Here is a 13,952-nt window from a genome sequence, read left to right as displayed (position 1 = left end):
TGGTCTTGTTGCTGGGTGATCGCGTGGGCATGGAGGCGGTGTTGGTCGTCGTAGTGGTAGTGGCTGAGGAGTTGGCCTTGTTGGCGTTGGTGTTCCTGGCCGGCTTTGAACAGATGAGAGGTCAGCAGCGCGCCGTTTAATTCGACGGTGGCGAGGTGGCCGCCTTTCGCGTGATTAAAAACCAGCCGGTTGTTATCGGGCAGGCGCAGGTATTGAAGCTGGCCGCAGGCGTCGTAGCCGTAGCGCAAGGTGCCCCAGCCCTGGTGTTCGGCGGTGAGGCGGTTTTGGCGGTCGTATTCGTAGGCCAGCGCCCAGTGGCCGTCATCGACGCTGAGGAGGTTGCCCTGGCGGTCGTAGGCATATTCAACAAGGCTGCCGTCGGGCAGGGTTTTTCGTACGAGGCGTCCGGCGTGATCGCGCTCGTAGCGAGTAACGAGCTGACTGCCGTCGTCACCGTATTCGGTCTTTTCCTGCAGGTTGCCGTTGAGGTCGTAGACGTAGGCGGTGCGCTGCCCGTCAAAGCCGGTTTCCTGCTGGATCAGGCCATTGGGGTGGTAATCAAGCCGGTAGGTCTCGCCAACTTCGTTTTCGATCTCGGTCAGCAGTAACCGCACGTTGTCGTAGTGGTACTTGACCTGAGTGCCATCAGCGTTGATACGCCGACTGATCAGGTGCAACCCGTCGGCGTATTCGTAGCGGATGACGTGGCCCAGTTCGTCGCGTTCGGCGGTGATTTTGCCGTAGGGGTTGTAGCTGTATTCCCGACATGCACCGCCTGGTAATACGACGCGAACCAACCGACCCACGCTGTCCCACTGATACTGGGTCAGCGCGCCATGCTCATCCTCGCGCGCCACCTGCCGGCCAAGATCGTCATAGCGATAACGCTTGATCCCGCCATTGGGCAGTTGCTCTTCAAGCAACTGTCCGCGCTCATTCCACACCAGCCGCTGACAACTGTGATCCGGGTACCAAACCCCAACCAGTTGCCCGTATTGGTCGTAGCTGTAATCCGTAACATGACCATCGGGATCGGTCTTGCGGATGACATCGCCCTGGTCGTTACGCTCGTACTTCCAGACCGCCAGACCCCGCCTTACAACCCGTACGAACCCGTTGTCATGCTCGTAGGACGTCGGCTCATCATCCCCCGGAAACAACGCCACCAAGCGTCCGGCTTCGTCATACTGATACGCCGTCACCGCCCCCAGCGGATCCTGCTCAACCGTCAGCCGGCCTTTGGCATCGTAGGATTTGAAGTGCTGCGCACCGTCCGAATCAATCCGCTGCACCAGCCGCGCCCGGTCGTCATGGACGTACACTTCCTGGCTACCATCGGCGTTATGCAGCGTGACACTGCCGTCGTCCCCCCACACATACCGCGTATCCATCTGCGAAAAACTGGCCCAATGCCGGACACATCGCGCGGCCTTGCCAGCCCGTTCCCACGCCCAAAAGAAACTCGCCCCACCGGCCAGCCCACGCTCAAGAATCAAGTGCTGCTCGTCGTAGCGATAAACCTCGCTTTCGCCGACCGCATTGGTCGCCGAAACCAACCGTCCCAGGTCGTCATAGGCGTAGGAAACAACGTTCTGCTCGGTCACCCACTCCGAAGGGTTCATGCCCCTTGGCGCGCTGAACCTGATAGTCCACCGCCACGATGTGGCCGAACGCATAGCGCAGGAACAGCGAACGCCCGACGCCGTTATCCAGCCGCTCGATGCGCCCCAAATAATCCCGGGAAATCCGCAGCCGGTTGTCATACGCATCGCTGATGGAGACCAACACCCCGTCGCGAAAGTGATAGAACCGTGATGCCTGGGCCAGCACCAGTTCATCCGGCGAAGACCCTAAATAGATCGCCGCTTCGGCCAAACTATTGGTGATGGCAGGTCGAGCAACAGTCGGCAGTGGAAACCCAATCGAGCGATTCTCATGGTCCGTCCACACCACCGAATCGCCCGACACCACCAGCCGATGCGCCAGCGAATGACTCCAACCAAACCCCAACCCGCCATCCACTTCCACCGCACTGGTGCGGTACAACCGCGTCCACTCGAATGGCAAGATCCCATCCAACGTGCCGTCGGTGAGGGTGAGCAATTCCTCCCCGGTAACCATCGACACCGGGCAGCCGTTGGTGACGGTCTTATCCGAAGGGGCTGCCGCATCCCCGTTCGGGTTCTTCCCTGAAACCGGCACATCATCGACAGGCTCCTGCCTGACCAACACGGTCTTCTGTGTCTTGTTGCGAACCGCCGGCACGGGGTTCGAAACCACATGCTCCCCCGCCTTCAACGGCACAGCCGGTACGGTCTTGATCGCTGTCGCCGCGCCACCGAGCAGCAAAGGCTTCACCGCCTCGACGTGCGCGTCCAACGTCGGCCCCACCAACTGATCAGCCAGCCTCTCCAGCCACTTGCGCGCTCGTCCGGATTTGATATGTCCCAGCACCTGAGCGCCCAGGCGAATCTGCACGCCCATGCCACGGGTCGCCCAGATCAAAAACAGATTGATCAGCACCTCACCGGTGATCTCGCCCAGCACTTCATACAGCTCGGGCGGCGGCAGCAGGTGTAGCCAACTGACCAGGGCCGACAGGTAGATAAACAGCAGCGGCTCATCGCTGAGCACCAACAGCCCCTTTGCGATGGCGTCGTTGCCCAGCCTCAGCAGTTCATCGAGTTCAGTCTGGGAGATGTAGGCCAACAACTTCTGGCTGTTGGCCTTGAGGTCCGCCAACAAGTCATACAGCTGCGTAACGCTGTCCCACAGGTTGTAGAGCGCCTTGGCCATCCCGCTTGAAAACGCCAAACCTTGCATCGCGCTACGTTCGGGCGGCGTGGCGTTGGCGAAGTCGTCCCATTGGGGCTGGAAGGTCGTGGTCCATTCGTCCCGGAGGCGACCTTCCAACCCCGCGATCACCGACTGATAAGACCCATACAGCGCCTGGACGTGATCCTTGGAAACGTTGGGATAGAAGGTGATTTGGTACGGCTGGTTGCGATCACACTCGGTGATTTCGAGGATGCCGCTGGGGCCGATGGTCTTGTGGATCGGCTCGCCCAACGGGCCGCCATTGGGATCGACGCGCTGCAGCATCACCGGCGTGTTGCCGATGGGCACGAAGCGCGTGCTTTCAAACATATGCACCAGGGTCAGGGTGCCGTTGGCCGGGCATGTGGCGACGGTGCTGCTGGGGATGATTGAGCGATTGATCGGCGCGACCAGCGCTACCTCATCGCCGACCTTGAAGACCTGCTCAACCTCCAGCGCCGAAGCGCTCCAGAAGCTTCCGGCCCACTCATCAAAGGTATTCAGGCAACCGCGAAAGTCACGAAAGACGCGCTCAACGTCCGGTGCCTTGGCATCCATGGGGGCCAGGACAAAGCTGGCAATGACGGGAATCAAGAGGCAGCCCCGACGACCAGGGCATTAACGGGTAGGTGCATCGGCGGTCCCTCGCACTGAATGATCAGGCGAGAGACTTTGGAGGGCTTCGTCAGGTAAAGAAGTCGGCGCTATTCGCCAGGACGGCTAGGAGGGGTCGCCAAAACTTCGGGTAAACGCAGAGTCGATCGTAGGAGTCGGATTACAGGTGGAGAAGCCCTACAGCTTCAGTTGCCCAATCGCCTTGCTCAACTCACCAGCCAACGTTGCCAGCTCATTGCTGGTGGTCGCCGAATCCACCGTCTGTTGCACGGTGTTCTCGGTCACATCACGAATGCTCACCACTGCGCGGTTCATCTCTTCGGCCACGTGGCTTTGCTGTTCGGCGGCGACGGCGATCTGGGTGTTGCTTTCACGCATTTGCGCCACGGCGCTGGTGATTTCGGCGAGCGCCGTGCCGGCTTCCAGGGCTTGTTGTACGCAGTCGTCGGCCTTGAACGAGCTTTCCTGCATGAAGTCCACCGCGTCGCGGGTGCCGGCCTGCAGCGCCGAGACCATGCGGGTGATTTCGTCGGTGGAGCTTTGCACGCGCTTGGCCAGGTTGCGCACTTCGTCGGCGACCACGGCAAACCCACGGCCCATTTCCCCGGCGCGAGCAGCTTCGATGGCGGCGTTGAGGGCGAGCAGATTGGTCTGTTCGGCGATGCTGTGGATCACACTGACCACGCTGTTGATTTTCTGGCTGTCTTCGGCCAGTTTCTGGATCATTTCGGCGGTCTGTTGCACGCCGGAAGACAGGCCGGCGATTGAATGCTGTACGCGGGTGACCACGTCCTGACCGCTGCCAGCGAGGGTATCGGCGGACTGGGACAAGTCGCGGGTGGCGCCGGCATGTTGGGCGATGTGGTAGACGGTGGCGGTCATTTCGTTGATGGCGGTGGCGGCCTGGTCGGTCTCGCTTTGCTGGCCAAGCATGCCGTGTTGTACCTCGTTCATGCTGCTGGCCAATCGAGCGGCACCCTCGTCCAGAAGCTTGGCGGTGCGCGCCACGGTGCTGACCACGCGCTGATAACCGGCTTGCATGGCATTGAAGGCGCTGGCCATCTGGCCGACTTCATCCTTGCAGGCCAATGGCACGCGGGCCGACAGGTCGCCGGTTTTCTCCACGTGCAGCATCACGTCCTTTAGGGTGTTGAGTTGGCTGAGCAGGAAGCGGATCAGCAATTGCGAGGCGCAGAGCATCGCCAGCATCAGGATCAGCACCGCCACGGCATAGTTGGCGAAGCGTTCACTGAATACCTGGCTCAGGCTGGGGGCGCGGGCGAGCACGGCGATGTATTGCCCATCAGGGCGGGCGATCACTTCGGCGCCCATCAGCGTGTTTTCGCCGAACAGCGGCATGGGGTTGAGTTCGACCCAACCCGTATTGCTGCTCAGGGCTGACAGATCCTGATCGGCCAGCTGTGGGACTTGGCCGCGGGCAAACGTCAGCCAGTGCTCGCTCTTGGGCAGGGCCTTGTCGGCCGGCCAGGCACCGAGCAATTGCGCCTGGGCCTGTGCCGAGGCCTGGGACGCATGGCTGCGCGATTGCTGTTCGAGATGCACGGCATACAGCACCAGGAGCAGGGTAGTGATAAAGGCGACCGCGTTGACGGCCCAGAATTTGTATTTCAGCGAGATATTGCTAAGCCAGGCACCCATGGAAGGTTTTCTCTGATAGCGGAAACAGCATTGGCAAGGTGCCATTATTGTGCCGCTACTCAGAAAAGCGGTTTTGACATGGGTCAATGCACCGCATCAATCCACGGCAGGCAGCCCAAAAAACGTGCGGGCACAGGCGGTGCTGTGCTGAGCCAGGTCCTCGGCCGTTTCGTTGCGGTGCAGGGCGACTTCGCGCAGCACTTCCGGTAGGTAGGCGGGTTCGTTACGGCCGTTTTTCGGCTTTGGACGCAGGGTGCGCGGCAGCAGGTAGGGTGCATCGCTTTCCAGCATCAGACGACCACGGGGAATTTCCCTGACCAACGGATGCAGGTGCGTCCCACGGCGTTCATCACAGATCCAGCCTGTAATGCCGATGTGCAAATCGAGATCAAGGTAGCTGAACAGCGCCGGTTGTTCGCCGGTGAAGCAATGCACCACGGCTGCGCTCAGGTGGTCGCGGTAGTCCTTGAGGATCTCCAGCAGGCGCTGGTTGGCGTCGCGCTCGTGGAGAAACACCGGCAGTTTGAGCTCAACCGCCAGCGCCAAGTGCTCTTCGAGGACTTTTTCCTGTTGCGGGCGCGGAGAGAAATCCCGATTGAAATCCAGGCCGCATTCGCCCACAGCACGTACGCGGCTTTCGCTGAGTAAACCGCGCAGGCGCCTGGCGCTATCGCCGTTCCAATCGCTGGCGGAGTGGGGGTGGATGCCGGCCGTGCTGAACAGGCGCTGGCCGCTGTCATCGAGGTTGACGCACAGCTCCAAGGCTTGTTCGCTGCCGTCGACGCTGGTGCCGGTGAGCACCAATTGTTGCACCCCGGCGGCATAGGCGCGGTCGAGAACGGCCTGGTGCTTCTCGTCGAAACTGGGGTTGGTCAGGTTGACGCCGATATCAATGAGTTGCATGGTGCTATCTCCGCCTGCGGCCGGAAAGCATATCAGAGCTGTAGATTTATAAAAAAAACTAAGAACTACAACGAGTTATAGCTGTCTTTGAACGTCGCAAGTGACATCGTGACTGGCTGCACGCCTTGCACTGTGCCACCGTTGCGCGTCTTGCCAGCGCTTAAAGCGCTCTGTTTCTGACCCCAATACCTCGTTTTTCGCGAGGGTGTTGGCCAGTATTCTTTCCGGAGAGCGGATGATCCGACCCTCGGCGTTGCTTATGTTGTGCCTGACGCTGCTGCTGCCCGCAGCGGCGCTCGCACGTCTGGACGGGCCACTGGAAGTGACCAAGCCCGGCAAGGTGCGCGATCTGGCGGAGATTCGCTCGAGTCGCACCCTGCGTGTACTGGTCAACCAGAGCCGTAACAGTTCCGGCGAAGTCCAGGGCCAGGCCATTGGTGTCGAATACCATCGCCTGCGTGCGTTCGAGCAATACCTCAATGGCCACGCCCGTGATGGCCAGGAAATCAACCTCAAGATCATTCCCAAGGCCAAGGACCAACTGCTCGGCGCATTGGCCCGTGGCGAAGGCGACCTGGTGGCCCCCGGTGAATTGCTGGATGTGAAGGCCGCACACAAGATCAGCACCAGTGATCCGATCGCCAGCGGTGTGCCGTTATGGCTGGTGGGGGTGAAGGGTGAGCGGCGGTTTACCAAGCTGGAACAACTGTCCGGACGTACCCTGGCGCTGACCACGGGCAGTGCGGCGGCGGATGCCATCAGCCAGGTCAACCAGAAACTGGCCTTGCACAAACAGCCGCCGGTCAAGGTGGAATGGGTAGACCCGACCCTCGCTGTTGAGGATGTGCTGGAGATGGTCCAGGCGGGTATTTTTCACCTGACTATCGTCGAGAAGCCGATTGCCGAACGCTGGTCGAAGATCCTGCCCAAGTTGCGCTTCGACAAGCAAGTGGCAATCAGCGAACCGGGCGACGAGTACTGGTTTGTGCGCCAGGACGCCTCGATGCTGCGGGCCAGTATTGACCGATTTATCAAGACCTATCGCACGCCGTCCGACCAGGATGTGGCATTCCAACGCATCTATCGGCGCCTCTACCAGGTGCGCAACCCGCTGGCCCGCGTCGACCGCCAGCGCCTGGAAAAACTGCGCCCGGTATTGCAAAGGCACGCCCGTGAGCAAGGCATGGACTGGCTGAACCTCGCTGCGCTGGCGTTCAAGGAGTCGGCTTTCGACCCGGGTGCGCGCAACAGCGGCGGCCCTACCGGCCTGATGCAGATCACCCCTTCGGCGGCGCAGCGGGTGGGCGTCAACAACATCGAAAGTCTCGACAGCAATGTGCAGGCCGGCGCGCGTTACCTGGCGTTGATCCGTCGCAAATTCTTCGCCAGCCCCAAGCTCAACGAGCGCGAGCGCATGGCCTTCGTATTGGCTGCGTACAACATGGGGCCGGAGCGGGTGCAGGGCATGCGCACCGAGGCCAGGCGTCGGGGACTGAACCCCAATCAATGGTTCTTCCAGGTGGAGCGCATCGCCATGGAGCAGGTGGGGATGGGGGGCGTCAGCTATGTTAATAGCGTCAACAAGTACTACTTGGCGTTCGATCGGGAGCGAGAGTCCCTGGAACCGCCGGCACCGAAAATCGCCTCACGGAAATAATCTATTTTTTCGATGTTAATCAGGCATTTTTTCGGCTTTTATCATTGCTTAAACTGATTAGTATAGCGGCCAACCCACCTCTACTTTGAAAAGGATTCACCCCATGAGCCCAATGATCAAAAGCGTACTGTCCACTCGTGCCGGCTACGGCCTGACCATCCTGCGCATCGTCGTCGGCATCATCTTTGCCGCCCATGGTTCGCAAAAACTCTTCGGTTGGTTTGGCGGCTATGGCTTGGCGGGCACCGCCCAGTGGATGGAAAGCATTGGCCTGGCGCCGGGCACCCTGATGGCGCTGCTGTCGGGCGGAACCGAGTTCTTTGCCGGCCTGGCACTGATCATCGGTTTGCTGGTACGCCCGGCGGCATTGGGCCTGACCATTCTGTCGCTGGTGGCGATCTTCTCGGTGCATATCCATAACGGCTTGTTCATGGCCAACAACGGTTATGAGTTCGCACTGGCCCTGCTGGGCGGCTCCCTGGCGGTGCTGCTGGAAGGTGCTGGCAAACTGTCTGCCGACCGCGCCATCGCCAACTGACAGCGGCACCAAACTCTGAAAAGGCCCACCACTGTGTGGGCCTTTTCGTTGCTCGGGATTCTTGACACCGCCCCACCGGCTTCTCTAGGATGCTGCGCATGCGCCGATTTAAACAGCTAATTGCGGGGCGCCACTGGGTCTTGATAGAACCCGACAGAAGCCTGTTTTCCCCTGAGGAGGCAACTTCGAAATACCGCTAAAGCGCTGGTTCGGTGTTGCCTCTCACCTGCCCGCAGACTTTTGAGGCAGAGACACGACACGATGAATGCACTACGCCCCCTGATACGCCTGGCCCCGATCACTGCGGACCTCACCCAGCGCAATCCAAAAATCCTCCTGGGCGGCAAGCATCAGCCTACGCTCTTACGTTATCTGGACGGGTGGCCACGTCGTAGCGGGCGGCCATCGGCATTCTTGATTCAGTTTGTGGAAGATGGCGATTCTCTTGCCCGGTTTGCGAATAACAGCTTCGATCTTGCGGTTATCCAGGCCCCCAGCGCCAGCGACGCGCAGGAAGTCATCCGACAATTGACCCGCATTGCCCGGCAGGGGCTGATTGCCAGGCGTTGAACGCTCAGTAGAGCGCGACTCCCGCCTGTAGTCGACGCCGTCGATTGCAGCGAAAAACCACCCAGGCAACCAGGCATAGCGTCAGGGGGATCGCCAAGGTCACAACCATTTTTATGACGAACTCCAGGCGATGTACCTGCGCGTATGCCTAGGCCCTCAAGGCATGTAATTCCATTGGTAAGCGCAGGCGTTCCTTGTTGAGTGCAACCAATTGGGTGGTGGTGTCTACTGTCTGGGAGCCGAGTGTGATCTGCTTTGGGCGCAGCATTTGCCATTCCTGTTCTGTTCGTAGCAGGCGTTGTTCCAATTCAGTCGCCTTCTGCGCGTAAGCGTGTGCGGCGCTGTCGCGCATCTGGTCCAGCCTGTTCGGCGATCGTTGCGCCGGCGCGCGCGGGCGAATAGTGGTCAATACATCACCGGCGGACAAGTTATCCAGCGTATTCAAGATAAACAGCGTGTTGCCGTCGGGCGCTGGGCTATTGACTTGATCCGTGAGCAAATCGGTGTCGGCGACTACCACCACATGGATCTGCGCCGCTTTTTGCACACCTGCCGGCTGTCCTCCAATACCATCGGGAAATGCTGAATAGGCAGGCCCCTCTATACGGGCTGCAATCACATGGCGTTGCGCTTGGCTGGAGGCCTCATCGGCCGCTGAATCGAACTCGGGTGCTGAGGCAAGCCGCTTGGTCTCCCGCAACTCGGATTGCCCGGAGCTGTATAGAAGAGGGGTCAGGGTGGTGCGACCTTTCTGACGGCGAAAGAGCGCGCCGCTGCTCGATACCGTCACGGTATTCAATTTCCAGGTGCTCGGGTCGTCTGTCTTCATCGCCTGCCGGGGCAGGGTCAACCGGCCCGGAAGCTGCACTGTGAGCTTCCCGTTCACAAGGGGGAGCGACGCCGCGTAGCGGTGGTCCAGCAGAAATTTGTCCGCTGGCATCTGTATCCCCCAAGCGGCAAGCAAATCAGGCAGTCGGTTGTTGGCGGATGTGATGTTCGAGCTTTGCTCGCTCAGGGGGTCGATAAATGCCATCAACTTACCGCCCTTCAAGACAAACTGTTCAATCTGATACATCGCTTGCTCAGGTAACGCCTGTGGATGCACGACCATGAGCGTCTTGACCTGTTCCGGTACGGGGTCGGTGGCCGCTTCCAGGTTAACCAGATTGAAATGTCGCTGCAGTTGTTTCAACAATCGACCAGAGGATTCTCCCATCGCCACCCCTGATAGCAGTCCGATAACGGGGCGCTCCGGATGCTGCAACTTGTAGATCAAATGACTGATTTCATATTCGAGCAATGGCTCACGGTCCAAGCTGAATGATTCGATACGTTGTGCCCCGTAGCCGGCTCGGGTACCGATCAGGCCCATGAATCCCCCATTGTTGTCGAGGCCAAACAACCTGGCTTTGTAGGCGTCTTCTGAAAAAGGCATGGGATCTATAAGGTGCAGGTTGATCATGCCTTTCGCTGCTTTTTCGTACTCCATCAACCGGTCTTCGATGCGCTTGCCATAGCGCTTCAAGGCGTAGCTTCGTTCAGGGGCGTCATGGGCATTGAAAAAATACAAATCCATAGGGCTTTCCAATGACGCGAGTAACTGTCGTACTTGAGGCGATAGGGTATGAGTTTTTCCTTGTGAGAAATCCCATCGAATATCCGGAATCTTTCCTACCCAAACTAAGTTAAACGCCAGGAATAGTAACAGGATGACAGTGAGTGTCATGCCGGTGCGCAGAGTAGGTCGCATGGAGGGCTTTCCTTCTCAGCTGTGTTTGTAGTTGAGAGTTACGGTCGTCGCTGCGAGAAACGCTAAGATCATGCTGATGAAGTAAAGCGTGTCGCGAAGTGTCAACTTTCCGTTGTCGATAGCGCTGTATCTCGAAAAAGGGCTGAGGGAAACCAAGCTGTCTACCGCCACAATTGGGGCTTGGTGTTCAAGTGTATCGAGTAAATAAGAGAGCGCGCTGACGATGAGCATTAAGAACACTGTCAGTATGAAAAGGACTGTGCGCTGGCGCACCAGTGTGAAAATAAAAAAACCGACGGCGAGATAACTGCCAGCCAGCAGCCAGCTCGACAAAAATTGCGAGGCAATAATGCTGTTGTCCGCCACGCCCAGGTAGTTGGCAATGATCACGAGAGGGAAGGTCAGCATTAGGGCGGTACCCGCCACGACCCAGGCTGCTAAAAATTTGCCAATAACCCATTCAAACGTGGTGATGGGCAATGTTTTCATCAGGTCGAGAAAGCCGGCATTGGACTCGTCCGCCCAGAGTTGTGCTGCCAGCACAGGAATCAGCAACAAATAGAGCCAGGGGTGTAGCTGGAAGAAAATCTGCAAGTGACTGCTGTCCTGTTCCGGCCACGCACTCATGTGCAACCCCAATGCCACGGACAGTACTGAAAAAATCGCAATGCTCAGATAAGTGCCGGGTGTTCCGGCATAGTGGGCGAGTTGACGCTTGAAAATGACGGGCAGTAGTTTCAACGGGGGATCTCTCGGCTCAGATGGTGAACTACGTCGCTGAGGCGACCAGGCTCCACGCTCAGTGAGTTGATTTTCCAGCGGCGATTGGCGATGAGCGTATTGATATGGGGGTAGATGGTGTGCCCCGGCATAGCCAGGACCGTCACCGTGCCGGGCGCGTGTCGATGTTCTTCAATGCCTGCCACCCCTGGCAGTACGGCGAGAGCCAGCAGATCCAAGGGGGCATCTGCGGTGAGGGTGACCGCTTGGAAATGGCGAGAGTCGCGTTGCAAATCCGGCATGGGGGCATCGGCCACCAGACGATCGCCTGCGATAACCAGCGCGCGCGTACAGAATTCGGACAATTCATCGCTGTGTCGGGAAGCGACGATCACTGTCATTTCCTGCGTCAATGACTGGATGAGGCTTCTGAGTTTGTATTTCTGATCAGATGCCAGCCCTTCGGTCGGTTCATCCAGTAATAGCAATGCCGGGGTGTGCAGGATGGCCTGGGCAATGGCGACTTTGCGTTCCAACCCCATGGAGAGAGCCTTGAGGGGCGCGTTGAGCACCGGCAACAACTCCAACCGTGTAGCGGCATATTCTACCTGAGCGCGTTTTTCGGTGCCGCGCAGTCCGCGAATGGCTGCGATGTAGTCAAGGAACTCTTTAACCGACATCGTAGGATGACTGACACTCCTATGCAGTTGGTAACCTATGAGTTTTTTTGTTTTAAATGGGTGGGTTTTAGTACTGAAGCCTTGAATGTTTATATGCCCGCTGGAAGGAGTGCTTGAGCCCGATATTACATCGAGAAGGGCTGTTTTAACTGTAGGATTTTCTCCGAATAGTCCCAGGCATTCCTGCTTATTTGCGCTGAATGAAAAATCGCTGATTATTTTTTTGTTGTTTAAATGTTTTGTCAGGTTGATTATCTCGATCATTTAGCGTGGTGTGGTCGTAGAAGAGGAGAGTTTGAAGAGGGTACGAGTAATAGCTGTTTTTGGGAACGCCGCTCTGCATTAATAGGAAAAGTCCTACGTGCGCGCCAGGCAGGTCGCTGAAACAATTGTTTTGTGTTTTTAACCTTTAATTGTTGAGTGAATGTCTGAAAGTTATAGAGACTTTTCGAATTTTGTAAGGAGGCCCGATTACCATGATGCTTCTACGTACCCTTGTTCTTGAACGCGACGGTCAGGATGCTCCGGTCAACGGTGCATTGCTCTGTGGGTTTGCTGTAGGTCAGATTGCCTCCAATTTCCTTGTCTATAGCTTGGATGAAGAGGTTGAGCCGGCGAGTTCCAGAGTTTATATCGCAGCCTTGCGCAAAAAACTTGATCGGTATTTTCTGAGCGGTGTCGAGTCCAAGGAAGACCTGCATGTGGCAATGCATGTCTTCAAGCAGATTCTTACATCGGTGGCGGCAGGCGCCAAGGCGGGTGTTACCGAAACTCAGGTTCCTTATCATTTTATTGATTTGAAAGGCTGCAAGCTGCCGCCTGCAAGGCCCGAAGAACATCACTCGGTGATCATCAAGAAGGCACTGGTGATGAAAGTGATCACCTGGGGAATGTCTGCGCCAGTGATGCCGGCAATCGAAAGTGCTTCATTGATTGTGCCTTCCATCCGTTTCTCGTCGAAAATGAGTTCACCTGTCAGGGGGGGGAAGTCCCCCGAGCCTGTACATGAACCTGTTGTAGAAGAGCCCCGAGAGATGTCGTTTGATGCGCCTGTGGCCATTGCTCAGGATGCACCTGTTGTCCCAAGCCCCGCGGCGCCGCAGCCGCAGCCGGCACCCGCGGATGACGGTACTTTGTCCGAAGTGGGCAGTACGTTGAACAACCTCGCTCGTGTCGCTCAGGAGCTGACCCAACAGAAACTCGCTGCAGTGGAGAGGGAAGCGGCGCTTGATCAATGGCAGGCCCGATTGCAGCAGGAGCAAACCCAGTTGGATGAAAGGGTCCGGGATCTGGAGCAGCGCACCGCCCAACTGCATGACCAGTCCCTGGCAGTCAGTCAGCGAACCGAGGCCCTGAAGGTGATGACCTCGCAAGTATCGGGCTTGCGCCAGAGCCTGCGAGGTGTGCTGCTTGAACTGGATCAGGCCTTGGATGGTTAGACCGGCCTGGCTACTTTCTCGGGTTCATTTATCATCTGCCAGCGAACCGACGCCAGGGTGTGATTTCCTGGTCTATCGGCATCTATGGACATTGCCTGGGGATGCATGCGTTTGAGTACCAAGCTGATAACCAAAGAAGGTCATGAAGCGCTGAAGAAAGAGTTGGATTACCTGTGGCGCGAAAAGCGTCCGGATACCACGCGCAAGGTGACATGGGCTGCTTCCCTGGGGGATCGCAGCGAGAATGCCGACTATCAGTACAACAAGAAGCTGCTGCGTGAAATCGACCGGCGGGTGCGTTACTTGCGCAAGCGCCTGGAAGACATGCGTGTGGTGGAATACATGCCCGAGCAGGAAGGGAAGGTGTTTTTTGGCGCCTGGGTCGAGATTGAAAACGAGCAGGGCGAGACCAAGCGTTTCCGTATCGTCGGCTATGACGAGATTTATGATCGGATGGACTATATCTCCATCGATTCACCGATGGCCCGTGCGCTGCTGCGCAAGGAAGTCGACGATGAGGCCATCGTGCAGACCCCTGGAGGTGAGGTGTGCTGGTGGATCACCGCTATCGAGTACGTGAAGTAAGCGACGTTGACCCGCCCCC

9 protein-coding genes and 2 pseudogenes are annotated in these 13,952 nt (G+C 58.0%); 5 read left to right on the top strand and 6 right to left on the bottom strand.

Annotation, left to right across the window (positions count from 1 at the left end):
* The 3 genes and pseudogenes from BB029_RS16570 to BB029_RS16560 form a co-directional block, all read right to left on the bottom strand.
* Positions 1-3,411 (bottom strand): annotated as a pseudogene (locus tag BB029_RS16570) (DUF6531 domain-containing protein); the annotation flags it as partial.
* A 198-nt stretch (positions 3,412-3,609) separates the two neighbouring features.
* On the bottom strand, positions 3,610-5,091 hold the full coding sequence (locus BB029_RS16565) for a methyl-accepting chemotaxis protein (RefSeq protein ID WP_065939990.1): 1,482 nt from the start codon (positions 5,089-5,091) through the stop codon (positions 3,610-3,612).
* A gap of 96 nt (positions 5,092-5,187) precedes the next feature.
* On the bottom strand, positions 5,188-5,994 hold the full coding sequence (locus tag BB029_RS16560) for a TatD family hydrolase (RefSeq protein WP_065939989.1): 807 nt from the start codon (positions 5,992-5,994) through the stop codon (positions 5,188-5,190).
* A gap of 235 nt (positions 5,995-6,229) precedes the next feature.
* Between BB029_RS16560 and BB029_RS16555 the strand changes: the two genes are divergently transcribed.
* From BB029_RS16555 to BB029_RS16545, 3 genes are all read left to right on the top strand, one after another.
* Positions 6,230-7,651 (top strand): transglycosylase SLT domain-containing protein, encoded by a 1,422-nt coding sequence (locus tag BB029_RS16555; protein WP_065939988.1) that lies wholly within the window; start codon positions 6,230-6,232, stop codon positions 7,649-7,651.
* Positions 7,652-7,754: 103 nt separating this feature from the next.
* Positions 7,755-8,189 (top strand): DoxX family protein, encoded by a 435-nt coding sequence (locus BB029_RS16550; RefSeq protein ID WP_027606966.1) that lies wholly within the window; start codon positions 7,755-7,757, stop codon positions 8,187-8,189.
* Between the two features lie 261 nt (positions 8,190-8,450).
* On the top strand, positions 8,451-8,759 hold the full coding sequence (locus tag BB029_RS16545; RefSeq protein ID WP_065924423.1) for a hypothetical protein: 309 nt from the start codon (positions 8,451-8,453) through the stop codon (positions 8,757-8,759).
* Between the two features lie 4 nt (positions 8,760-8,763).
* Here BB029_RS16545 and BB029_RS16540 read toward each other — a convergent pair.
* The 3 genes and pseudogenes from BB029_RS16540 to BB029_RS16530 all read right to left on the bottom strand — a co-directional run bounded on the left by BB029_RS16540 (position 8,764) and on the right by BB029_RS16530 (position 12,173).
* Positions 8,764-10,509, bottom strand: a pseudogene (locus BB029_RS16540) (Gldg family protein).
* 15 nt (positions 10,510-10,524) lie between these two features.
* On the bottom strand, positions 10,525-11,250 hold the full coding sequence (locus tag BB029_RS16535; RefSeq protein ID WP_065939987.1) for an ABC transporter permease: 726 nt from the start codon (positions 11,248-11,250) through the stop codon (positions 10,525-10,527).
* Complete coding sequence (locus BB029_RS16530; protein WP_065939986.1) at positions 11,247-12,173, bottom strand: ATP-binding cassette domain-containing protein; 927 nt, start codon at positions 12,171-12,173, stop codon at positions 11,247-11,249. The genes BB029_RS16535 and BB029_RS16530 overlap by 4 nt, the downstream gene beginning before the upstream one ends.
* A gap of 212 nt (positions 12,174-12,385) precedes the next feature.
* Between BB029_RS16530 and BB029_RS16525 the strand changes: the two genes are divergently transcribed.
* Complete coding sequence (locus BB029_RS16525; protein WP_065939985.1) at positions 12,386-13,348, top strand: hypothetical protein; 963 nt, start codon at positions 12,386-12,388, stop codon at positions 13,346-13,348.
* A 111-nt stretch (positions 13,349-13,459) separates the two neighbouring features.
* Positions 13,460-13,933: a transcription elongation factor GreB gene (greB, locus tag BB029_RS16520; protein WP_027606972.1), complete on the top strand. Its 474-nt coding sequence runs from the start codon at positions 13,460-13,462 to the stop codon at positions 13,931-13,933.
* The last annotated feature ends 19 nt before the right edge of the window (positions 13,934-13,952 follow it).

It is taken from the genome of Pseudomonas sp. S3E12 (assembly GCF_001702295.1).
Lineage (GTDB): Bacteria > Pseudomonadota > Gammaproteobacteria > Pseudomonadales > Pseudomonadaceae > Aquipseudomonas > Aquipseudomonas marginalis.
Note: the sequence above shows the minus strand (reverse complement) of the source record. Positions and strands in the feature narration are given on the sequence as shown.